The organism is Arthrobacter sp. TE12232 (assembly GCF_054062615.1).
Genome location: NZ_JBSSFK010000001.1, coordinates 3,669,406 through 3,692,081, shown reverse-complemented (window position 1 = coordinate 3,692,081; position 22,676 = coordinate 3,669,406). Strand labels below are relative to the sequence as shown.

Genomic DNA, 22,676 nt, shown 5'->3' with positions numbered 1-22,676 from the left:
AGACTACGTCCAAGTCTTCCGGATGGGCAGGGCCAATCACCTGCCAGCGTGGGGTTCAGTTCCCGGCGCCGGGTTCAGTTACCGGCGTACGGCGAGACGACGACGTCGACGCGCTGGAACTCTTTCAGGTCCGAATAGCCGGTGGTCGCCATCGAACGGCGCAGCGCACCGATCAGGTTCGAGGTGCCGTTGGTGTGGTGGCCCGGCCCGAACAGGACTTCCTCGAGCGGACCCACGGTTCCGACGTTGACCCTGTCGCCGCGGGGCAGTTCGAGGTGGTGGGCTTCCTGGCCCCAGTGCCAGCCCTTGCCGGGTGCTTCCTCGGCGCGGGCCAGGGCACTGCCCAGCATCACGGCGTCGGCGCCCATGGCGATGGCCTTGACGATGTCACCGGAGGTGCCCATGCCGCCGTCGGCGATCACGTGCACGTAGCGTCCGCCGGATTCATCCATGTAGTCCCGGCGGGCGGCCGCGACGTCGGAGATGGCCGAAGCCATGGGCGAATGGATGCCGAGCGCGCGGCGGGTGGTGGTGGTGGCTCCCCCGCCGAAGCCGACCAGGACGCCGGCGGCGCCGGTGCGCATGAGGTGCAGTGCCGGGGTGTAGCCGGCCGCCCCGCCGACGATCACGGGAACGTCGAGTTCGTAGATGAACTGCTTGAGGTTCAGCGGCTCGTGGTCCTTGGAGACGTGTTCGGCCGAGACGGTGGTTCCGCGGATGACGAAGATGTCGACGCCGGCAGCCACCACGGTCTTGTAGTGTTCCTGCGTGCGCTGCGGGGTGAGGGAGCCTGCGACGGTGACGCCGGCGGCGCGGATCTCGGCCAGGCGCGAGGTGATCAGCTCGGGCTGGATCGGTGCCTGGTAGAGCTCCTGCATGCGCCGGGTGACGGCGGGGCTGTTGGTCTCGTCCGCGAGGACCGCGATTTCGTCCAGGACGGACTGCGGGTCCTCGTACCGGGTCCATAGGCCTTCGAGGTCCAGGACGCCGAGGCCGCCGAGGCGGCCCAGGGCGATGACGGTTTCCGGTGACATGGCCGAATCCATCGGTGCCGCGATGACCGGCATGTCGAACTTGTAGGCATCGATCTGCCAGGAGACGGATACGTCCTTCGGGTCACGCGTGCGACGGTTGGGGACGATCGCAATGTCATCCAGGGAGTAGGCACGGCGCCCACGCTTGCCTCGGCCAATCTCAATCTCGTAAGTCACTGCTCTAGGTTATCCCAGGGCGCGGTTTTCCCCGTGAACGTGACCGTACGGCAGCGCAGCGACCGCTGCCGACGTAAGGTGGCCGCATGGGTATGCGGTGGATCTTCGACGGGCACATCGCCGGGATCGGCACGACGTCGGGACTTCGTGCCGTGGTGGGGCTCTGGCAGGAGTCCCCGTTCGGCACTTTCGCCGACGCCATGGTGGAACTGCCCTCGGGCCGGCGCATCCTGCTGGCCCCGACGGCAGAGGTGGCAGGATTCATCGCCGCCGTCTACAGCTTCGATGAAACCCGTGTGGTGGACATTGCCGTTCGGCACGCCGGCGGAACGCTGACGGTGGACGCCGGGCACCTGCTGTTGGAGGTTGCCCTCGGCGCCCGGACCGCGCTCGGCACGGCGGCACGGCTCATCCCCCGGCCCCTGGCCGTGCACCCGCGCTGGCTGCGCGCCGTCAGCCCCTTCGCGGGACTTCTCAGCCCCGGGGTGCGCACTGCCGGCACCGCCGGGGGCGGTCGGCGCGAGTACTACGGCGTCACCGATCTCCACCGCATCGACGCGGCGACGGTCAGCTGGGACGGGGTCGACGCCGGCGCGCTGGCAAAGGTCCTGCCCGCCGTCGGCTTCGGCTTCAGCAGCGTCCCGCCCGAACCGGGCATAGCCCGGGTGCGCACCACTGTGGAAGGCGCCCCAGTCACTCTCCGCTGATGTCCTCCGTGTCCGGGACCGTCAGCTGGGATTCGAACATCCGGAAATACCGGCCGCGCAGGGCCACGAGCTCGCGGTGCGTGCCCTGTTCCACGATCCGGCCGTCCTCGAGCATGTAGACGACGTCGGCCTTCTCGATCGTGGCCAGGCGGTGGCTGATGGCGATGATGGTGCTGCCGCGGTCCGCGAAGAGCCTCGTGAAGATCCGGTGTTCGGCCAGCGCGTCGATGGCCGACGTCGGCTCGTCCATCACCATGAATGAGGCGTTGCGGTAGAAGTTCCGTGCCATCGCCAGGCGCTGCCACTGCCCGCCGGACAGCCCGCTTCCCTTCCGTCCGCGCGGATCCTCCATCCAGTTGCTGACGTGGTTGTCCAGGCCGTTGGGCAGTTTGTTGATGAACTCCAGGGCCTCCGCATCCGCGGCGGCCCGGCGGATCATGCCGTCGTCGCGGGGCGAATCGACGTCGCCGAAGAAGATGTTCTCCGCCGCCGTGGCAAACTCGTACTTCAGGAATTCCTGGCTGAGCACCGCCAGGTGCCGGTGCCAGGACTTGACGTCGACGGCGGCGAGGTCGACACCGTCGAGCAGCACCTGCCCGGAATCGGGCCGGTAGAGGCCAGCCAGGATGCGGATCAGGGTGGACTTGCCCGCGCCGTTCTCCCCCACGATGGCGACGTGCTGGCCCTGCCGGATGGTCATTGAAATTCCGCGGATGACTTCAAGGTCGCTGCCGGTGTACGTGAAGTGGATGTCCCGCAGTTCCACACTCTTCGGCGCCTCCAGCAGGGGCCGGGCGTGGCTGGAATGCACGGGCAGTGCCATGAACAGTTCGTAGTCCTTGAGGTTCGCCAGGTCCTCGTCGATCGAGCTGAGCGAGGAGACCAGGCTGTTGGCCGTGGACAGGGCGCGGCTGACAATCTGCTGGACATAGAGGAACTGCCCCACCGGCTGGGCGTGGGCGATGATCTGGCCGACTACCCAGATCAGGGAAACGACTTCCGCACCGTACTGGAGGGCATCGGCCGCGAGCTGTTTGGGGATGTAGCGCTTCTGGAAGTCCAGCCGGCGCTTCTCGTCGGCGTCCCGGAGCCTGGAGCGCAGCCCCATCAGGTAGCCGACGATTCCGTAGAGCCGCATCTCGGCGATGTGCTGCGGGCGGAGGAGGTTGGTTTCAATCATCCTGCGCTGCCGGCGCGAGTCCACCTGCGTGTTCCAGTGCGCGATTTGTTCGCGGGAGAGTTTGAACTGCAGGTAGACGCTGGGGACGATCGCGATCAGGACGATCACTGCTATCCACCAACTGACCAGCAGCAGCGCGCCGATGGCGAGGAGCACCGAGACGAGCTGGGTGAAGATCGCGGCGATCCGGTCAAGGACCCGTGCGTAGGAATCGGAGAAGCGCTTGGCGCGGTCGTACAGGTCCACCGTCTCTTTGTCGTCGTAGCGCCAGAAGTCCAGGGTGAGGAATCGCTCGTACATCAGATCACCGACGATCGCGCCGACCCGGAAGCTCATGAGCTGCTGGATGTAGCGGTCCACGCTGCTGAACGCGCCCCAGAAGAGCCCGAGGGCCGCGGTGATGATGACGTAAATGATGGCCTGCCGGCCAGCGTCGGTGTTGCCCGCGTAGGCGGCAGCCAGCGCCGTCGTAGTCAGGGCGGCGAAGTAGGTGGTGACGAGCGGCAGGAGCGCCGAGATCAGCGAGCCGAGGACTTTCATCACGACGGCGGCCGGTGAGGCCTGGAAGCTCACCCGCAGAACCTGCGCCACGGCGCGAGCGTAGGGCTTCAGCGCAAGCTTGCGTTTCGGCTCACGTGCGGGCAGGAGTTCAGACATGCCTCCAGCCTAGTTCCGGGACCCGGAGGTGGCGGGGTACGGAGACTGCGGGTGCGGCACCGGTGGGGCGGCGCCGCCCCGGGTGAAGCCGGGCGCCCACAAACGGGTAAGCCCGCCGAAACTGCAGTTTCGGCGGGCTTACCCGTTTCACAGCGGAGAGTCCTAGCGCGAACCGTAGTTCGGGGCTTCGACGGTCATCTGGATGTCGTGCGGGTGCGATTCCTTGAGTCCGGCCGCGGTGATGCGGACGAACTTGCCGCGGGCCTTGAGCTCGGCGACGGTGGGGGCGCCGGTGTAGAACATCGTCTGGCGGAGGCCGCCGACCAGCTGGTACGCCACCGAGGACAACGGACCACGGTAGGCGACTCGGCCTTCGATGCCTTCCGGGATGAGCTTGTCATCGCCGGACACGTCGGCCTGGAAATACCGGTCCTTGGAGTAGGAGGTGTTCTTGCCGCGGGTCTGCATGGCGCCCAGGGAGCCCATGCCGCGGTAGCTCTTGAACTGCTTGCCGTTGACGAAGATCAGCTCGCCCGGGGATTCGTCGCAGCCGGCCAGGAGGGAGCCGAGCATCACGGTGTCGGCACCGGCGACCAGCGCCTTGCCGATGTCGCCCGAGTACTGCAGGCCGCCGTCGGCGATCAGCGGGACGCCGGCCGGGATGGCCGCTTTCGCCGATTCGTAGATGGCGGTGATCTGGGGGACGCCGACGCCGGCAACCACACGGGTGGTGCAGATGGACCCGGGGCCGACGCCGACCTTGATGCCGTCGGCACCGGCGTCGATCAGGGCCTGGGCACCTTCGCGGGTGGCGGCCTGGCCGCCGATGATGTCCACGTGCGCCGCGGCGGGCTCGGCCTTGAGCCGGCGGATCATTTCCAGCACGCCCTGGGAGTGGCCGTTCGCGGTGTCCACGAACAGGGCATCCACACCGGCGTCAACGAGCGTCATGGCACGCTCCCAGCCGTCGCCGAAGAAGCCGACGGCCGCACCGACGCGCAGGCGGCCTGCCTCGTCCTTGGTGGCGAGCGGGTACTGCTCGGCTTTGGTGAAGTCCTTGGTGGTGATGAGGCCCTGGAGCCGGCCCTGCTCGTCAACGAGCGGGAGCTTCTCGATCTTGTTCGTGGCCAGCTTGTGCGAGGCTTCCTCGCGGCTGATGCCGACGTGCCCGGTGACCAGCGGCATCTTGGTCATGACGTCACTGACCAGCCGGAGCGGGAAGTCCGACTCCGGCACGAACCGGGTGTCGCGGTTGGTGACGATGCCCAGCAGCCTGTTGCCTTCGTCCACCACCGGGAGCCCTGAGACGCGGTAGCGTGCGCAGATCTCGTCGAGCTCAGCCAGCGTGGCTTCGGGTCCGATGGTCAGGGGGTTGGTGATCATGCCGGATTCGCTGCGCTTGACCCGGTCCACCTGGTCGGCCTGATCGGCGATGGAAAGGTTGCGGTGCACGACGCCGAGGCCGCCCTGGCGCGCCATGGCGATGGCCATCCGGGACTCCGTGACGGTGTCCATCGCGGCGGACAGCAACGGGGTCTGGACCGTGATGCGCTTGGAAATCCGGGAGGACGTGTCCGCCTCGGAGGGGATCACGTCGGTGTGGCCGGGCAGGAGCAGGACGTCGTCGTACGTCAGGCCGATAAAGCCGAAGGGGTTGTGTTCGGGCTGGGTCATGAGTGCGCCTCTTACCTTGGGTTACGGGGTTCACGGGTAGGGGTTGCAACAGATGACCAGCCAGTCATTACGGGTCTGGTCTGTGCAGAAGGGTTGAATAAATAGTAGAACCTTGGCGGCGATAGCCATATTCCGGGGCGGTAATGTGCGCCTCAATGTGAGCCGCCCCATGCCGGGCGGCCGCCGGAGGCTCCCGGTGCCGGCCCGGCGCGGGGCCCTACTTCCAGCCGGTGGCAGCCAGGAGCCGCTGTTCGAACATGGGGATCATGGTCTGAACGTAGGTCTTGGTCAGGTGGTTGTCGTCCTTGTAGACGTACACGTTGCCGACGACCGCGGGGCAGACCCCGTTCGCGCAGATGAAATCGCTCATGTCCATGAGGTGCAGGCCGGGCACCTTGCCACGGTAGGCGTCCAACGGCGAGGACCCCGCGAGCGACTCCTGCTCGGGCACGTTGCACTCCGCGGCACCCTCGCCGTTCTTCTGGACGCATTCGGGCATGTTGATGTTGAAGCGGGGGTTGTCGCGGATCCCCACGACGTCCATGCCGGCGTCGGTGAAGGGTTTGATGCCTTCAAGGTACTGCGGCACCTCGGTCTCGAACGGCGCTTCCTTGTGGGTCAGGGACGCAACCGTGAAGACGGCGTCGGGGTGGTGGTCCAGGACGTACTGCGCGCTGGCCTTGTTGAAGGCGTTGCAGTCCGCGTCCCGCTCCGGTGACTCCCCGCCGAAGCGGCAGTTGCCTTTCAGGAGCGTGACGACTTCCCAGCCGTGGCTCTTCGCGATGGGGCCCAGCGCCGCCATGTACTGCTGGGCATGGGAGTCGCCAAGCACCACGATCCGCTTCGTGACCTTCTCGGGCTTGTTGTTCTGCAGGCAGCCCTGCAGCAGGGGGTCGCTGGGGACGTTCTCGTCCGTGCATAGCCCGTCGATGTCGGCCCACTCATTCTTCATCGCCGCCGGCGCGGGGATGATCTTCGCGTCCGGGGTGGGTTTGCCGGCGTTCTCCGGGGCCAGGGCGGCCGCCCCGGGCGTCAGTTCCTTGGGCTGGGACGCCGCCGCGGCCTCGTCGGCCACGAGCCTGCTCTGCCAGACCGCGACCGGACCTGCCAGCAGGGCACCGCAGGCGGCAATCACGACGGCGGTGCGCCAGGCACGGCGCTTCGGCCAGTGCCATTCGCGCAGCGGCTTCTCGACGAAACGGGTGGTGAGAACTGCCAAAACGATGGACACGCCGACGATGCACAGCCCCTGGACAAGGTTCGGCGCCGTAATGCCCGCCCCGGCAAGGGCCAGGACCAGCAGCGGCCAGTGCCAGAGGTACAGCGCATAGGAGTTGTCTCCCAGCGACACCAGCGGCTTCCAGGTCAGGAGACGGTCCACGCCGAAGCGGCTGCCGCTTTGTCCGGCGGTAATGATCGCGGCGGCGGCCAGCGTGGGCCACAGCGCGATGAAGCCGGGAAACGAACGGTCCACGGTCAGCAGCAACCCGCAGGACAGCATGGCCACCAAGCCGGCCCAGCCCAGCACGACGCGCAGGATCCTGCCGGGCTTCAGATATGGCAGGGCGAGGGCCAGGAGGGAGCCGAGGGCGAATTCCCAGAGTCGGGCGCCGGTGTCGAAGTAGGCGTGGGCCTGGTTGGTGGTGGTCTGCTGGATCGAGTAGACGAGCGACACGGCGAAGATGGCGCCGAAGGCCGCGGTCAGCAGGGACCGGTAACTAAGCAGGGCGCGGTCCTCGCCGGTCCAGCGCCGGAGTAGTCGGGAAAGAAGAGCCGTGCCGGCAAATACGAGGGGCCAGAGCACGAACACCTGTCCCTGGATCGACAGCGACCAGAAGTGCTGGAGCGGGCTCGCGCCCGAATGGTCCTGGGCGTAGTAGTCGACGGCGCTGTCGGCCAGGAGCCAGTTCTGCCGGTATAGCAGGGAGGCCCACGCCTGATCGAGGATGTCCGGCCAGCGGCTCTGAGGCAGGATGGCCCAGGTGCCGGCGAGTACGGCGAGCACCACCACGACGACGGCGGGCAGCAGTCGCTTGAGCAGATGCAGCCAGTGGCTCAGGAGCCGCAGGGGGGCGCCGGATTCGACCTTCCGCGTGAAGCTGAGGGTCATCAGGAATGCTGAAATGAGAAGGAAGATGTCCACACCGCCGGAGACCCGGCCCAGCCACACGTGGTACGTGACCACCATGAGGACGGCAAGGGCGCGAAGGCCCTGGACCTCGGGTCGGTAGCTGGCTTTTCGGCTCGCCGGAGAACCCGCATCCGCTGTTGGCGGGGTGGCTATGGTTCGCTCGTTCGACACTAAAAAACCCTTCAGGCCGGCTTCCAAAAGATCAATGTTACCGAACCGTAACTTTCTTTGCCAGTCACAGGGCGCTAGTGGGAGCGCGGGCGGGGGCGTCCCCGGGGTGCTTCGTTGGAGTCCTGGGGCGGCTGCGGGCGGCGTTGGACTCCACCGGCCGCGGCGCGGAAGCTAGGCTGGTGCGAGTCTGAGGAGGCCGCTTAGTGATTGTGCAGCTGCGCATTTGTGTTCCGGGTGATTTGTCCGGAGTTGTTGTCGAAAGATGTGCCGATCATCTCGGCGTCGCGGAAATCGCCGTGGACAAGGGCGCCTCGGTCATGCCGCCCGGGGACGTTGTCCAGGTCCTGCTCGCCCGCGAATCCGTGGAGACGCTCATGGAGAAGCTCCAGGTCCTCGACATCCAGAAGCGCGGATCGATTTCGGTCAACCTGCCGGATCTTGTGCTTTCGGACCGGGCCGACCGGGCGGAGGCCGAGGCCCCCGGTGAGGGCGCGGACGCGGTCATCTGGGAAGAGGTGTCGCGCCAGAGCGGCGAAGATTCGCGCCTCACGTGGAGTTTTCTGGCATTCCTGGTCCTGGCCACCCAGCTGGCGGCCATCGGCATCGTCACGGACTCCACAATCGCGATTGTCGGCGCCATGGCCGTGGGCCCTGAGTTCGGCCCGCTGGCTGCGCTGGCTGTGGCTCTGGTCCGGCGCGAGCGACGGCTCGGACGCGACGCGGCGCTGGCCCTCGGCGTCGGCTTTCCGGTCGCGATGCTGGCCGCGGCACTGACCGCGTGGCTGTCCGTGCCGCTCGGACTGTTTCCCAAGGACGCGCTGGACCACGGTTCTGCGGTTGAATTCATCTACCATCCGGGGCCATACTCGCTGATTGTCGCGGTGCTGGCTGGAACGGCCGGCATGCTGTCGGTGATCAGCCGGCGCTCGGCGGCGCTGATTGGCGTGTTTATCTCCGTCACCACGGTGCCGGCGGCGGGGTTTGTGGCCGTGGCACTGGTCCTGGGCGAGTATCAGAAGGCGGCCGGTTCCGCCCTTCAGCTGTTCCTGAACCTGGTGGGGATTGTGGTGTCCGGCGTCGGGGTGTTGCTTTTCTACCGGGTGGTGGCCAAACGGCGGCCGCCGGAGGCTACGCTGCGGCGCAAGTCTGCGGGCACCCGCCGCTGACGGACTGGCTGACGGCCCGGTGCTGACGGACTGACCGCCAGACTGGCTGGCGGCCGGGCCGGGGTCAGCCAGTCAGTTAGGCAACGGCAGCAGGTTCCTCACTCGGCGGCCCACCCGGTAGCCGCCAGGAACTGAGCCTCAAAGTAGGGCGTGAGGCTCTCCATGTAGGTCCTGGTGACGTGGTTGTCATCCTTGTAGACCATCACGTTGCCGATGACGGCCGGGCAGACCTCGTCCTGGCAGAAGTACTGGCTGAAGTCCAGAAACTTGGTGGCCGGCAGCTGCGCGGCCACGGAGGCATCGGGCGACGCGGGCTGATAGTTCTCCGCCGTCTTCGATCCGCAGGCTGCGTAGTTGTTGGGGTTCTTCTCCAGGCAGGCCGGGACGGCCTCGTGCATGCGCGGGGTGTCGCGCAACGCCACGACGGGGATGCCGGCGTCGTTGATGGACTTGATCGGCGGAACCCACCCCGGGTCCATGAACTCCGTGGACGTCGGATCCGGGTCGGTCCGGGTGCTGGTTGTCACCACAAGGTCCGGCTTCATGGCCAGCACCTTCTTGAGGGTGTCCTTGTTGAAGTCCAGGCAGCCTTCCGAGAGCCCCGGGGCCGGGCCGACCGTCACAGGGCAGTAACCCTTGGTGATGGCTTCGACCTTCCACCCGTACTTGTCGGCCAGAGTGAGAATGGGGGTCGCCCAGACGTGGGCGTGCGAGTTGCCGATGATCACCACGGTCTTGGCGGCGTTCTGTTTGCCGTTGGTGCAAATGTTGGTGAGGGCCTTCTCGTCCGACGTGCAGCCGCCTGCGTAGCGGGGCCATTCATCAGCCGCCGTGGCGAGGGTGGGAAGGAGGGGAGCGGATTTGTCGGCCCCGCCGACGTAGGCCGGGTCCAGCGAACGTGCACCCGGATTATTGACCCAGGCCTGGCTTGACGCCGCGGCAAGGGCGTAGTTGATCTGGAGTTGCCAGGCCGCCAGCGGCACGGCGGCGATGGCCGCGGCCGCGGCGATGGCGATGAGGGCGCGGCGGCGTTTGAGCTCCGGCCACTTCCACCCCCGCCAGGGCTTCTCAACGAAGCGGGTGGTGAGGTAGGCGAGCACCATCGAAACGGCCACGATGATGCTGCCCGTGATCGGCCCCGCGCGGTCCTTGTCCGTCGCGGTCAGCGAGATGACCAGGACCGGCCAGTGCCACAAGTACAACGCGTAGGACATGTCTCCCAGCCGGACCAGAGGCCCCGAGCTGAGGAACCGGTCAACGCCAAGCTTGCTGCCGGTCTGGCCAGCGACGATCACACAGGCCGCGGCCAAGGTGGGCCAGAGTGCCACGAACCCGGGGAAGGAGGCCTGGACATTAAGCAGGAGGCCGCAGCTGAGCATGGCCACAATGCCCAGCCAGCCGAGCGCCAAGCGCCAGCTCCGGGGAAGCCGCAGGGAGGGAAGGGCCAGAGCCACAAGGGTGCCCAGCGCAAACTCCCATAGCCGCGCGCCGGTATCGAAGTACGCTTCCGTCTGCTCCGCCTTGGTGAAGAGGATGGAGTAGATCAGCGAACCGAGGAAAATCAAGGCGAAGATGTAGCACAGCAGCACGCGGTAGCGGAGCCGGAAGCGCCTGGCGACGAGTGCGGCTCCCGCGAAGATGAGCGGCCACAGGATGAAAATCTGCCCCTGGATCGAGAGGGACCAGAAGTGCTGGAAGGGGCTGGCCTGGCTGTGGTCCGAGGCGTAGTAGTCCGTGGCCTGGGACTGCAGGAGCCAGTTCTCGACATAGGACAGGGAGGCCCAGCCCTGCGAGATCACTTCCAGCCAGCGGGTCCGGGGAAGGAACAGGATGCTTGCGGCAATGACGGCCACGATGACGGTGACGGCAGCCGGGACGAGGCGCCGGAAGAGGTGCAGCCAATGCTTGAGCAGGGCCATGGGTCGGCCCTGCTCGTAACGGCCGACGAACTGCAGCGTCATGAGGAACGCCGAGATCAGCAAGAACACGTCCACACCGCCGGAGACCCGCCCCAACCAGATGTGGTAGCTCATGACCATCAGCACGGCCAAGGACCGGAGCCCCTGAATTTCGGGCCTGAAGGTGGACTTTCGGCCGGCCTGGGGCGCGCCGTCGGATCGGGCAGGTGCGGGTAGGGTTCTTTGCTGTGTCATAGAAAAACCCCTCAAACCGGTAACCAAAACGTCTATGTTATCCAACCGTAATGTTCATGGCCAATCGTCGCGGCGGGCATAGAACTCTATTCAGTCATGCCAAGGTGTGAGTTTCCAGTGAATTGTCAGCATGGAGGCAGCACGTCCCGGCTGAGTCGCGGCTGAGTCGCGCCTGGACTTGGCGCACTTCGGGAGCATTTTCGCCGGCAGTCCCCGGGCGCAAAAGCAGGACCCGGGCACAAAAAAGGGACGGCCCGGCAAGTTGCCGGGCCGTCCCCTGTGCGGGCCGAAATTAGTGCTGGTGGCCTGCGTGCTCGTCTTCGTCGGCCGGCTTCTCCACCACGAGGGTTTCCGTGGTGAGGACCAGCGCAGCGATGGAAGCCGCGTTGCGCAGGGCCGCACGGGTCACCTTGACGGGGTCGATCACGCCGGCGGCGATCAGGTCTTCGTACTCGCCGGACTTGGCGTTGAAGCCCTGGTTGACGGCGGATTCTGCCACCTTGGCAACAACCACATAGCCGTCGAAGCCGGCGTTCTGGGCGATCCAGCGCAGCGGCTGGGTCAGGGCCCGGCGGACGATGCCGACGGCGGCAGCCGCGTCACCTTCGAGAGCCTGGACGGCTGCGTCCTCGTCGAGGGCCTTCAGCGCGTGGATGAGGGCGGACCCGCCACCGGCGACGATGCCTTCTTCAAGGGCGGCGCGGGTCGAGGACACTGCGTCCTCGATGCGGTGCTTCTTTTCCTTCAGCTCAACCTCGGTGGCAGCGCCAACCTTGATCACGCCGATGCCGCCGGCCAGCTTGGCCAGGCGTTCCTGCAGCTTTTCCTTGTCCCAGTCGGAATCCGTGCGGGTCAGCTCGGCGCGCAGCTGGGCAACACGCGCGGCGACGTCCTCGGCCGAACCGGCGCCGTCGACGATCGTGGTGTTGTCCTTGGTGACCGTGATGCGGCGGGCGGTGCCGAGCACCTCAAGGCCAACGGAATCCAGGCTCAGGCCCAGCTCCGGGGAGACAACCTGTGCACCCGTGAGAGTCGCGATGTCCTGCAGCATGGCCTTGCGGCGGTCGCCGAAGCCCGGGGCCTTGACGGCGACGACGTTCAGGGTGCCGCGGATGCGGTTGACGATGAGCGTGGACAGGGCCTCGCCCTCGACGTCTTCGGCAATGATGAAGAGCGGCTTGGAGCTCTGCAGCGCCTTTTCCAGCAGCGGCAGGAATTCCTGCACCGAGGAGATCTTGCCCTGGTTGATCAGGATCAGGGCGTCCTCGAGGACAGCTTCCTGGCGTTCCGCGTCCGTGACAAAGTACGGGGACAGGTAGCCCTTGTCGAACTGCATGCCCTCGGTGAGGACCAGTTCTGTCTGTGTGGTGGAAGATTCCTCGATGGTGATCACACCATCCTTGCCGACCTTGCCAAACGCCTCGGCCAGGAGCTCGCCGACCTCGTCGCTCTGGGCGGAGATGGCGGCAACGTTGGCAACCTGCGTGCCTTCGACCGGACGGGCGTTTTCCAACAGGCGGGCAGCGACGGCCTCGACCGAAACCTCGATGCCACGCTTGATCTCGCCCGGGGCGGCGCCTGCCGCAACATTGCGCAGGCCTTCCTTGACCAGGGCCTGGGCCAGCACGGTGGCGGTGGTGGTGCCGTCGCCGGCAACATCGTTGGTCTTGGTGGCGACCTCCTTGGCAAGCTGCGCGCCAAGGTTTTCGTAGGGGTCGTCCAGCTCGATTTCACGGGCGATGGTCACACCATCGTTAGTGATCGTGGGAGCGCCCCACTTCTTGTCCAGCACGACATTGCGGCCGCGCGGGCCCAGCGTGACCTTGACGGTGTTGGCGAGCTTATCGATGCCGGCTTCAAGCGACCGGCGGGCAGCGTCGTTAAACGCAAGCTGCTTTGCCATGGTTTTGTCCTTTCAAGACAGAACCCCGCGCAACTGATCCGTTCATGGCGAAGGATCGGCTGCGCGGGGGACCAAGAGAGTTACTTTACGACGATCGCCAGAACGTCGCGGGCGGAGAGTACGAGGTACTCCGTGCCGCCGGTCTTGACTTCGGTTCCGCCGTACTTGGAGTAGATAACGACGTCGCCGACGGCAACGTCAACGGGAACGCGGTTGCCGTTGTCGTCAAAGCGGCCGGGGCCTACTGCAACAACTTCGCCTTCCTGCGGCTTCTCCTGTGCGGAGTCCGGGATAACCAGGCCTGAAGCCGTGGTCTGCTCGGCTTCGAGCGGGCGGACAACAATACGATCCTCAAGAGGCTTAATAGAGACCGACAAGGACCTCTCCTATTCGTCAGCAAATTCGTGGACTATGAAGCGGTGATGCCATGGCGTACAGACCGTCGTCGCGGTGCCGGCAGCAGCCTGGCTGTGAAGCTTCAGGTGTTAGCACCCTCCTAGGGAGAGTGCTAATGACGACTCTATGTAAATGGTTAGCACTCGGTCAAGGCGAGTGCCAGAAATTCATCTCGGGTGAACAGCTCCCCCGCGCGGGACATGCTCATTCTTTGCTGCAGCCAGCGGACACTTCGGCATCATGCTCCCTGCCCGCGCCAAGCGAGGGACATGTCCAACAGGTAGCGGCTACCCAGGAGGACATGCCCATTCTTTGCTTCCGCCACCGGACACTTCGGCATCATGCTCTCTGTCTGCACCAAGCAAGGGACATGTCCAGCGCATGCTGGCTGCCCAAGGGGGGCATGTCCACCGGATGAAGGCTGCTCAGTGGGAGATGCCCATTCTCTGCACCGTTCATTGGACACTTCGGCATCATGCTCCCTGCCCGCGCCAAGCGAGGGGCATGTCCAACGGGTAGCGGGCACTCAGGGCATGTCCAGTGCATGCGGGCTGCCCGAGAGGACATGTCCAACGGATGAAGGCTGCTCAGTGGGAGATGCCCATTCTTTGCTGCAGCCAGCGGACACTTCGGCATCATGCTCCCTGCCCGCGCCAAGCGAGGGGCATGTCCATCCGGGCCTGCTGGGTCCATGGGGCCTGGCGCGTGCGCCTACTCGCCGGCGAGGTCCTCGAAGTCCACGTCTTCGCCTTCTTCGTCGTCGCGGTCACTGCCTTCGTCGTTCCGATGCCGGTACATCACCAGGGCTCCGCCGCCGGCCAGCAGGATGCCGGCGATGAGGAAGATGATGCCACCGAGCCTGGCCGTGGCATAGGTGTCGCGGATGGCCCGGGCCTCGTCCGTGGCGTCCTGTACGTTCTTGCCGCCGACGGAATAGACCGTCGCGTTGAAGGAATCGAGGAAGAAGATGATCACCAGCAACGCGATGCACACGACGGCGATCACCGCTCCGGCGATGATCGCCGGCCGTGCGTAGCGGGCCAGTCCCTGCTGATGGCTATGGCGCACCCGCCCGCCGTCGTCCCGCCCGCCGTCGTCCTGCACGCCGTCGTCCTGCCCGTCCACGTCCTGCCCAGCGTCGTCCTGCCCGTCCGTATTCTGACCGCCCGTGCTCTGCCCGGATGTTTCCTCTGACGTGCTGCCGCCTGTACCGCTGTCTTCCATGTCGTCAAGCCTAGTCCCCGTGGTCCGGTCGCAGCGTGCCCGCGGCGCTGAACTACGCTGGAAGGCATGACTGACGCACCGCAGGAACACATTGCACCGATCCTCACGCCCGAGGGCTGGGAGCTGCTGGCGTCGCTGGGCCCGTACCGCGAGGACGAGGCCTTCCGCCTCACCGCGGCGCTGCGCAAGGCCGGCCACTCCCCCGAGCTGGTCTCGGCGGTGCTCACCCAGTCCCGGCTGCGGACCAAGGCCGAGGCCAAATTCGGTGAGTTCGCCCGGCAGATGGTCTTCACCAAGGCCGGCCTGGAGCAGGCCACCCGGCTCACGGTGGCGGCCCGGCACGCGCAGCGGTTCGTCGAGGCCGGAATCAGCCATGTCGCGGACCTCGGCTGCGGGCTGGGAGCCGATGCCATGGCCCTGGCGTCCATGGATCTCGTGGTCACCGCGGTGGAAATGGACGAGACCACGGCCGCCTGCGCCACGATGAACCTGATCCCCTTCCGCAACGCCACCGTGGTCCACTCCGATGCCACCGCGGTTTCCCTTGAGGGGGTCGACGGCGTCTGGCTGGACCCTGCCCGGCGCACCACGTCCACTTCGGGAACCAAGCGGATCTGGGATCCGGAGGACTTTTCCCCGCCGCTGTCCTTCGTCGAGTCGCTGGCCGGCTCCGGGCGCGCCGTCGGCGTCAAGATGGGGCCGGGCATGCCGCATGATTCCGTGCCGGCGGACTGCGAAGCCCAGTGGGTCTCCGTCGGCGGGGACGTAACCGAGGTGGCGCTGTGGTTCAACGCCGTCCGGCGCCCCGGCGTCCGGCGTGCTGCCCTGGTGCTCGGGCCGCTCGGAGCCGCTGAACTCACCAGCGGCGAGGACTTCGGGGGCGGCCCGGCCGCGCCCGTGGGCCCGGTGGAGGGCTACCTGTACGAGCCCGACGGTGCGGTCATCCGCGCCGGACTCGTGGCCGACGTCGCCCTCCAGCTGGGCGGGCACCTCGTGGACGAGCACATCGCCTACATCTGCGCCCCGGAGTTGCGCGAGACCCCGTTCGCCAAGGCCTACAAGGTCCTGGACGTGATGCCGTTCAACGTCAAAGCGCTCAAGGCTTGGGTCAAGGACCAAGGGATCGGCGTCCTGGACATCAAGAAGCGCGGCACGGCCGTCACCCCGGAAGAACTGCGCAAGCAGCTCCTGCCCGGCGGAAAACCGGCAGGGTCCAAGAGCAAGGCCAAGAAAGCGGCCACCCTGGTCCTCACCAGGATCGGCGAGGACCGGGTGGCCATCTCGGTGGAGCCCGTCTAACTCGGGCGGCCGGGGCGCTGGGCCCGGGTGAACTCCTCGGCGGCCTTGATCTGCTCGTCGGTCGGCCGGATCCCGGTGTAGAGCACGAACTGCTCCAGCGCCTGGATCGTGGCTACCTCGGCTCCCGTGATCACGGTCTTGCCGGCCGCGCGAGCTGCCTTGACGAGCGGCGTCTCGGCCGGGAGGGCGACGACGTCGAACACCACCTTTGCTGCGTCGATGGCCTGCTGCGGGAAGGAGAGCACCTCCGCGTCGGGGCCCCCGGCCATGCCCACTGGGGTGACGTTGATGATCATGTCGGCCGTGCCCGTTCCGGACCTTGCGGAGCCCAGATCCGGGCTCCAGGCGAACCCGTATAGCTCGGCCAGGCCGCGTCCGGTGTCCTCGTTGCGGGCCACGACCGTCACGTCCTTGAAGCCGGCATCCCGCAGCGCGGCGACAGTGGCCTTGGCCATGCCACCGGAGCCCAGGACCAGCACCGAGTAGTCCGTCGGGACGGCATTGCGCTGCAGGAGCTGCTCGATTGCCGTGTAGTCGGTGTTGTAGGCGGTGAGCCGGCCGCCGTCGTTGACGATGGTGTTGACCGAATCGATAGCCTTCGCGGAGGGGTCCATGACGTCCACCAGGGCGATCACGTCCTCTTTGTAGGGCATGGACACCGCGCAGCCGCGGATGCCGAGTCCGCGCACTCCGGCGATGGCCTGGGCGAGGTCGGTGGGGGCGAAGGCCTTGTAGATCCAGTTCAGGCCAAGCTGTTCGTACAGATGGTTGTGGAAGCGTGTCCCGTTGTTGCTCGGCCGGGCCGAGAGCGAGATGCACAGGGTCATGTCTTTGTTCAGAATGGGCACAGCTCCATTAAACGCCAGGAGCGGTCCGCTCCCCCGCAGCCCCGCCCGGGCCCGGGTCCGAACCTCAACGACGCCGGCGCCGGAGCCTCCCCTGACCAGCGCCGTTTGTGAATACACTCACGTATCAGCGGTAACTTTGGCACCGTCCGGGCCCAGCCCCTGCACTAGACTTGGACCACCCGTAGCCCTGCCAGCCGCCCGCCCGGCGCTGTGGCGGGAAATGGCACGCGACACCGCCGGTGCCGCGTGCAGGGGCACGTCCGAGGGTGTTTGCCAGCGCATTCCCGCCAGGACGACGGCCAGGACAGCAGAACAGTGAAGGGACCACATGAAGATCGAGTTCGCTTCATCCAGGCAGTCGACTCTTGGCGTGGAATGGGAGCTGGCCCTCGTCGACGCCGAGACCGGTGAACTGGCCTCCGTGGCGAACCAGGTGCTCCGCGGAGTCGCTGCCCGGCATCCCGAACTCAACGAGGACGACGAGCACCCGCACATCAAGCAGGAGCTGCTGCTGAATACCGTGGAACTCGTCACCGGAGTCTGCACCACCGTGGCGGAGGCGAAAGCCGACCTGAACAGTTCGTTGGCCGCGGTCCGCGAGGTCACCGACCCCATGGGCGTGGAGGTCTTCTGCGCCGGGAGTCATCCGTTCAGCCCGCCCCAGCTGCAGCCCGTGACTGATAAGGAACGCTACGCGAAGCTCATCGACCGGACGCAATGGTGGGGCCGGCAGATGGTCATCTACGGCGTCCACGTCCACGTCGGACTGGACAGCCGGGACAAGGTCCTTCCGGTGCTGGACGGCCTGGTCAACTACTTCCCGCATTTCCAGGCCCTTTCCGCCTCCAGCCCCTTTTGGGGCGGCGAAGACACCGGCTACGCCTCGCAACGCGCCCTCATGTTCCAGCAGCTGCCGACCGCGGGGCTGCCGTTCCAGTTCGCCCGCTGGGAGGACTATGAGGCCTACGTCCAGGACATGTTCACCACCGGGGTGATCGACACCCTGTCCGAGATCCGCTGGGACATCCGTCCCGTCCCGCATTTCGGCACCATCGAGATGCGCATTTGCGATGGCCTGGCCACCCTTGAGGAAGTCGGGGCCATCGCCGCCTTGACCCAGTGCCTGGTCGACGAATTCTCCACGACACTGGACAACGGCGGCACCATTCCCACTATGCCGCCGTGGCATGTCCAGGAAAACAAATGGCGCGCGGCCCGGTACGGCCTGGACGCGATCATCATCCTCGACGCTGAGGGCAACGAGCAGCTCGTCACAGAGCACCTCCGCGAGACGCTCAAGCGGCTCGAACCCGTCGCAGCGAAACTGGGCTGCAGCGCCGAACTGGCCGACGTCGACAAGATCATCCAGCGCGGCGCCGGCTACCAGCGCCAGCGCCGGGTGGCTGCCGAGCACGGCGGGGACCTGCGCGCCGTCGTCCTGGACCTCGTCAAGCAGATGCGGCAGGGTCCGGAAGCCTAGCTCCGGCGCGGGGCGTGGCGTCCACGGGAGCGGACAATCGCAGGCGACGCCGGCGCTAACGGCGCCCCAGCCGCACCAACGTCAGTCGGACGCCGCCTCAGGCGGAGACAGTGGTGACCGGCATCGAGGAGTCAGGGGCAAAACCGATCCCACTCGGCTCCACTCCGGCCATCACCAGCTGCGCCCCGAGGGCTGCGACCATGGCGCCGTTGTCCGTGCACAGCGAGAGCGGCGGCACCGTCAGCCGGATCCCGGCGGCGCTGCAGCGCTGTTCGGTGAGCTGGCGCAGCCGCGAGTTGGCGGCAACGCCTCCGCCCAGGAGGACCTCCGTGATGCCGTTTTCGCGGCAGGCGAGCACGGCCTTGGACGTGATCACATCCACCACGGCTTCCTGGAAGGCCGCGGCGATGTCCGCGACGGGAACCGCCTCGCCGCGGGCCTCGAACTGCTCCACGCAGCGGGCGACGGCGGTCTTGAGTCCGCTGAAGGACCAGTCGTACCGGTGCGGGCCGGGTTCCTCGGCGGTGCCCATGTACTTCGGCTGGGTGAGTCCGCGCGGGAACCGGATGGCTTTGGCGTTGCCGGTGCGCGCGAGCTTGTCGATGGCCGGGCCGCCGGGATAGCCCAGGCCCAGGAGCCGCGCCACTTTGTCGTAGGCTTCGCCGGCGGCGTCGTCGATCGTGGAGCCCAGCAGCTCGACGTCGTCGGTGATGCTCCGGATCCGCAGGATCTCGGTGTGGCCGCCGGACACCAGGAGCGCACCCATGTTGTCCGGGAGGGTTTCCGGCGGCGACCCGGCGGGCGGCGTCGACACCGACGTTGCAGTGCCGGTGCCCTGCTGGAGGAGCCCGACACCGACGTGCGCCACCAGGTGGTTGATGGCGTAGAGGGGTTTTCCGGTGGCGACGGCGAGCGCCTTGGCCGCGCAGACGCCCACCATGAGCGCTCCGGCCAGGCCGGGTCCGGAGGTGACGGCAATGGCGTCAATGTCCGCCAGCTGAACGTTCGCCTCCGCAAGCGCCTCCTGGAGGGTGGGGACGAAGGCGTCGAGGTGGGCGCGGGAGGCGATCTCGGGAATCACGCCGCCGAAGCGGACGTGTTCCTCCATGGAGGAGGACACGGTGTTGGTCAGCAGTTCGGTCCCGCGGACAATGCCGACGCCGGTTTCGTCGCAGGAAGACTCGATGCCGAGCACGAGCGGCTGGGTGCGGTTCATGGTCGGCCTGCTTCCTTGGGCTGGGGGCTGAGTGGTTCGCGGGGCAGCTGGAGCCGCATGATCAGGGCGTCGACGCCGTCGCGGTAGTAGCGGGGACGGATGTGGATCTGTTCGAAGCCGAAGCGCCGGTAGAGCTGCTGGGCCCGGGGATTGTCCGCCCGGACCTCCAGCAGCACATCCTGGGCGCCGCGGACCCGGCTTTCCGCGATCAGCTCGGTAAGCAGGGCCGAGCCGATGCCCTTGCCCTCCTGTTCAGGCACGACGGCAATCGTCTGGACGTCCGAGATCGGTTCAATGCACATCAGCCCGGCATATCCCACGATCCGGCCGTGGAACTCCGCGACGAGGTAGCGGCGGGTATCCGTCTGCGCGAGCTCGTCGCGGAACATCTGCAGCGGCCATGCGTCCACCGGGAACAGCCGGCATTCGAGCTCGTGGACGGCGGGGATGTCCGCGGCGTCCATCTCCCGCAGCGTGACCCCGCCGGGCAGAGTGCGCGGTGTGGTGTGGTCAGCGTTCACAGGGCACGCTTCCGGGGTCCGGGCACCTGGGCATCGGACTCGCGGAGGTACAAAGGGGTGGAGTCCAGGAGCTGCTCCCCCGCCGCGAGCCGCGCGAGCGCGAACTGGCCCAGCGAGAGGGCCTCGGGCTGCCGTGTGCTGAATTCGGCGACAGCCTTGACGACGTCGGAGTAAATTCCCGCTCCGGCGCCGTAGACGGGCAGATCCGGAAGATCCGCGGCGAATCCGACGTGCGGGCCGTCGGCAAGGTGCGGCAACTGGGCGTCAGAGAGCGTGTACCGGGCCCAGTACACTTCCTTGCGGCGCGCATCGGTGGCCACGATGAACTCCGCGGCCGAGTCGGTGGATTCGGCGACTTCCAAGGCGATCGCGTCCAGGCTCATGACGCCGTACAGCGGCTTGTCCCAGACAAAAGCGAGGGTGCGGGCGGTGACGATCCCGGAGCGCAGTCCCGTGAACGGTCCGGGACCCACGCCGGTGACGATTGCGTCGACGTCGTGGCCGCTGACGCCGGCCTCGGCCAGGAGGGCGTCGATTCCCGGGGCCAGGACTTCCGCGTGCGTGCGCGTATCTTCGGTGGCGAAACTGGCCAGCACGGACTCCGGCGCGTCATCGGAGACCAGCGCGGCGCTCGCGACGGCCGAGGTGTCGATGGCGAGAATCAGCATCAGGAGTTCCGTTCCGGGGTCTGGGGCAGTGGTTCGGCGGGCGTCGCTTCGAAGCCCGGCAGCGCCGGGGGTTCTGCCCAGCGCGGGCCGAAGCCACGGATCACGACGGTCCGGGGCTCGTCGTCGTCGTCCGTGTCGAAATCCAGCACGCCGGGTTCGACGGCGGGGTCAGCGGCCGTGCGGTCGGCGCCGGCTTCGGAGGGCACACCGGCGGCAGGGGCGGGGGCGCCTGGGGCGCCCGGTGATCCTCCCCGGGTGCGGTGGAGTTCCACCTCCAGGCGGCTGTCACTCAGGTGTTCGACCCGGTCGCGGCCCCATTCGACCACGGTCACGGCGCTGTCCATGGTGTTTTCAAGGTCGATGTCATCGATTTCGGCGGCTGATTCCAGCCGGTAGGCGTCCACGTGCACCAGGTCCGGACCGCCCGGCCGGGGTCCCTCGGGCAGGTTGGGGTGGATGCGCACCAGGACGAATGTCGGGGAAATGATGCCGGGCCGGACGCCCAGGCCCTCGCCCAGCCCCTGCGTGAAGGTGGTCTTCCCGGCGCCCAGTTCGCCGGTGAGGATGAGCAGGTCGCCGGTCTCCAGGTCCGCGCCGAGGGCCGCGGCGAGCGCGTGCGTCTCCGCCGCCGTCCGGACCTCAACGCTCCGTTCCCATGCGGGCCCGCTCACGGCCGCTCTTCGCCGGTCGAGGGCTCTTCGTTGATGTAGCGGCGCGGCACCCGCGGGCTGATCCGGGTGACGATCTCGTAGTTGTTGGTGCCGGCGGCCCGGGCCCAGTCGTCGGCCGTGGGTCCGCCGTCGGCGCCGTCGCCGAACAGCACCGCCTCGGCGCCAAGGATGCTCGGCCCTCCGGCTGTGACGTTGCGGGGTCCGAGGTCGATCACCATCTGGTCCATCGCGATGCGACCCACCACGGGGTAGTTGACGCCTTCGACGCGGACCGGGCCTCCGGTCGCGATGCGCGGGACGCCGTCCGCGTAGCCCAGCGGGATGAGCCCGAGGGTGCTGACGCCGTCCGTGCGGTAGTTCAATCCGTATGAAACGCCCTGCCCGGCGGGCACGTCCTTGCAGTGCGACACCACCGTGCGGACCGTCATGGCCGAACGCAGCCCGAGCTCGGCCGGGCTTTGTCCTTCGAAGGGCGACAGCCCGTACAGGCCCAGCCCCACGCGGACCAAGTCAAAGTGCGTGTCCGGACGGGACAGGGTGGCGGGGGTGTTGGCCAGGTGGCGGACCTCCGGGTCCACGCCGGCGTCCTGGGCGACGGCGAGGATCTGGCGGAACGCGGCAAGTTGTTCGTCGGTTTCGGGCCGTTCGGGTTCGTCGGCGACGGCGAGGTGGGAGAAGATGCCCACGACCCGCAGCAGGCCCTGGTCCTGGTACTCCATGGCTTCACCCACCAGGCTGTCCCAGGCGTCGAGGGTCGCGCCGTTGCGGCCGAGCCCGGTGTCGACCTTCAGGTGGATGCGGGCCGGCCGTTCCTGCTCCCGGGCGGCGGCCACGATCCGGTCGAGTTCCCAGCCCGAGCAGCCGATGTCGATGCCGGCGGCCACGGCGGCGGCGAAGTTGCTGTCCGGTGTGTGCAGCCAGGCCAGCAGCGGCGCCTCGATGCCGGCGGCGCGGAGGGCCAGGGCTTCGGAGATGTGGGCGGTGCCCAGCCAGCTGGCTCCTGCACCGAGGGCCGCCCGGGCCACCTGGACGGCGCCGTGCCCGTAGGCGTCGGCTTTGACCACGGCCATGATCTTCGCCGGTGAGGCCACAGCCGCGAGGTGGCGGACGTTGTGCCGGATGGCCTCGAGGTCGATTACTGCGGAGCGTTCCTCCGCGCGGGCCGGCACTGCCGCCGATTCGGGCAGGAGATCGCCTGTTGCTGCTTGGTAAGTCACTTAACGATTCTAGGGGCGCCGCCGCGGGCCGGATAATCCGCGGGGCCACGCCCACCGCTGGACATGTACTCCGGTCCCATGGGACATGCTCATTCTTCGCACCCAGGACCGGGCACACCGGGTCCATGTCCACGCTCGGGCCTCAGCGAGGGACATGTCCGGTGGCCAACGAGAACCTACCGG

18 protein-coding genes are annotated in these 22,676 nt (G+C 67.3%); 4 read left to right on the top strand and 14 right to left on the bottom strand.

Annotated features, from left to right (window positions below):
• Positions 1 to 74: 74 nt before the first annotated feature.
• Positions 75 to 1,211, bottom strand: coding sequence for a GuaB3 family IMP dehydrogenase-related protein (locus ACVWZ7_RS16560; protein ID WP_091252098.1), 1,137 nt, complete (start codon positions 1,209 to 1,211; stop codon positions 75 to 77).
• 86 nt (positions 1,212 to 1,297) lie between these two features.
• Between ACVWZ7_RS16560 and ACVWZ7_RS16555 the strand changes: the two genes are divergently transcribed.
• The gene (locus ACVWZ7_RS16555; protein WP_456508494.1) at positions 1,298 to 1,918 is read left to right on the top strand and encodes a hypothetical protein; all 621 of its coding nucleotides are present in this window, start codon (positions 1,298 to 1,300) and stop codon (positions 1,916 to 1,918) included.
• On the opposite strand, the gene ACVWZ7_RS16550 is transcribed toward ACVWZ7_RS16555, so the two are convergent.
• The 3 genes from ACVWZ7_RS16550 to ACVWZ7_RS16540 all read right to left on the bottom strand — a co-directional run bounded on the left by ACVWZ7_RS16550 (position 1,905) and on the right by ACVWZ7_RS16540 (position 7,731).
• Entirely contained in the window at positions 1,905 to 3,755 is a 1,851-nt protein-coding gene (locus tag ACVWZ7_RS16550; RefSeq protein WP_456508493.1) for an ABC transporter ATP-binding protein, read from the bottom strand. The genes ACVWZ7_RS16555 and ACVWZ7_RS16550 overlap by 14 nt on opposite strands.
• A gap of 162 nt (positions 3,756 to 3,917) precedes the next feature.
• Positions 3,918 to 5,429: an IMP dehydrogenase gene (guaB, locus tag ACVWZ7_RS16545; protein WP_456508492.1), complete on the bottom strand. Its 1,512-nt coding sequence runs from the start codon at positions 5,427 to 5,429 to the stop codon at positions 3,918 to 3,920.
• 217 nt (positions 5,430 to 5,646) lie between these two features.
• The gene (locus tag ACVWZ7_RS16540) at positions 5,647 to 7,731 is read right to left on the bottom strand and encodes an acyltransferase family protein (protein WP_425547271.1); all 2,085 of its coding nucleotides are present in this window, start codon (positions 7,729 to 7,731) and stop codon (positions 5,647 to 5,649) included.
• A 203-nt stretch (positions 7,732 to 7,934) separates the two neighbouring features.
• Between ACVWZ7_RS16540 and ACVWZ7_RS16535 the strand changes: the two genes are divergently transcribed.
• On the top strand, positions 7,935 to 8,897 hold the full coding sequence (locus ACVWZ7_RS16535; protein ID WP_344368293.1) for a DUF389 domain-containing protein: 963 nt from the start codon (positions 7,935 to 7,937) through the stop codon (positions 8,895 to 8,897).
• 98 nt (positions 8,898 to 8,995) lie between these two features.
• On the opposite strand, the gene ACVWZ7_RS16530 is transcribed toward ACVWZ7_RS16535, so the two are convergent.
• The 4 genes from ACVWZ7_RS16530 to ACVWZ7_RS16515 all read right to left on the bottom strand — a co-directional run bounded on the left by ACVWZ7_RS16530 (position 8,996) and on the right by ACVWZ7_RS16515 (position 14,417).
• Entirely contained in the window at positions 8,996 to 11,050 is a 2,055-nt protein-coding gene (locus ACVWZ7_RS16530) for an acyltransferase family protein (protein ID WP_116765049.1), read from the bottom strand.
• A 292-nt stretch (positions 11,051 to 11,342) separates the two neighbouring features.
• On the bottom strand, positions 11,343 to 12,953 hold the full coding sequence (groL, locus tag ACVWZ7_RS16525; protein ID WP_091252087.1) for a chaperonin GroEL: 1,611 nt from the start codon (positions 12,951 to 12,953) through the stop codon (positions 11,343 to 11,345).
• Between the two features lie 80 nt (positions 12,954 to 13,033).
• Positions 13,034 to 13,330 carry a co-chaperone GroES gene (groES, locus tag ACVWZ7_RS16520; protein WP_028275747.1) on the bottom strand — a complete coding sequence of 99 codons (297 nt, stop codon included), beginning with the start codon at positions 13,328 to 13,330 and terminating at the stop codon, positions 13,034 to 13,036.
• A 730-nt stretch (positions 13,331 to 14,060) separates the two neighbouring features.
• On the bottom strand, positions 14,061 to 14,417 hold the full coding sequence (locus tag ACVWZ7_RS16515) for a hypothetical protein (RefSeq protein ID WP_456509128.1): 357 nt from the start codon (positions 14,415 to 14,417) through the stop codon (positions 14,061 to 14,063).
• Between the two features lie 222 nt (positions 14,418 to 14,639).
• Between ACVWZ7_RS16515 and ACVWZ7_RS16510 the strand changes: the two genes are divergently transcribed.
• On the top strand, positions 14,640 to 15,872 hold the full coding sequence (locus ACVWZ7_RS16510) for a THUMP-like domain-containing protein (protein WP_456508491.1): 1,233 nt from the start codon (positions 14,640 to 14,642) through the stop codon (positions 15,870 to 15,872).
• On the opposite strand, the gene ACVWZ7_RS16505 is transcribed toward ACVWZ7_RS16510, so the two are convergent.
• A complete protein-coding gene (locus ACVWZ7_RS16505) occupies positions 15,869 to 16,720 on the bottom strand; it encodes a shikimate 5-dehydrogenase (protein WP_456508490.1) in 852 nt (283 codons plus the stop codon). The genes ACVWZ7_RS16510 and ACVWZ7_RS16505 overlap by 4 nt on opposite strands.
• 328 nt (positions 16,721 to 17,048) lie before the next feature.
• On the opposite strand from ACVWZ7_RS16505, the gene ACVWZ7_RS16500 reads away from it, so the two are divergent.
• Positions 17,049 to 18,200, top strand: coding sequence for a glutamate--cysteine ligase (locus ACVWZ7_RS16500; RefSeq protein WP_456508489.1), 1,152 nt, complete (start codon positions 17,049 to 17,051; stop codon positions 18,198 to 18,200).
• Positions 18,201 to 18,297: 97 nt separating this feature from the next.
• Here the strand turns inward: ACVWZ7_RS16500 and tsaD are convergent, their stop codons facing one another.
• The 5 genes from tsaD to alr are packed head-to-tail and all read right to left on the bottom strand — an operon-like array spanning position 18,298 to position 22,493.
• On the bottom strand, positions 18,298 to 19,416 hold the full coding sequence (tsaD, locus tag ACVWZ7_RS16495) for a tRNA (adenosine(37)-N6)-threonylcarbamoyltransferase complex transferase subunit TsaD (protein ID WP_456508488.1): 1,119 nt from the start codon (positions 19,414 to 19,416) through the stop codon (positions 18,298 to 18,300).
• Positions 19,413 to 19,880, bottom strand: coding sequence for a ribosomal protein S18-alanine N-acetyltransferase (gene rimI, locus ACVWZ7_RS16490; RefSeq protein ID WP_116765330.1), 468 nt, complete (start codon positions 19,878 to 19,880; stop codon positions 19,413 to 19,415). Before rimI ends, tsaD begins: the two co-directional genes overlap by 4 nt.
• Positions 19,881 to 19,933: 53 nt before the next feature.
• A complete protein-coding gene (gene tsaB, locus ACVWZ7_RS16485) occupies positions 19,934 to 20,605 on the bottom strand; it encodes a tRNA (adenosine(37)-N6)-threonylcarbamoyltransferase complex dimerization subunit type 1 TsaB (protein WP_091252081.1) in 672 nt (223 codons plus the stop codon).
• Positions 20,605 to 21,276 carry a tRNA (adenosine(37)-N6)-threonylcarbamoyltransferase complex ATPase subunit type 1 TsaE gene (tsaE, locus tag ACVWZ7_RS16480; protein ID WP_456508487.1) on the bottom strand — a complete coding sequence of 224 codons (672 nt, stop codon included), beginning with the start codon at positions 21,274 to 21,276 and terminating at the stop codon, positions 20,605 to 20,607. The genes tsaB and tsaE overlap by 1 nt, the downstream gene beginning before the upstream one ends.
• Positions 21,273 to 22,493: an alanine racemase gene (gene alr, locus ACVWZ7_RS16475; protein ID WP_456508486.1), complete on the bottom strand. Its 1,221-nt coding sequence runs from the start codon at positions 22,491 to 22,493 to the stop codon at positions 21,273 to 21,275. Before alr ends, tsaE begins: the two co-directional genes overlap by 4 nt.
• Positions 22,494 to 22,676: the final 183 nt, after the last annotated feature.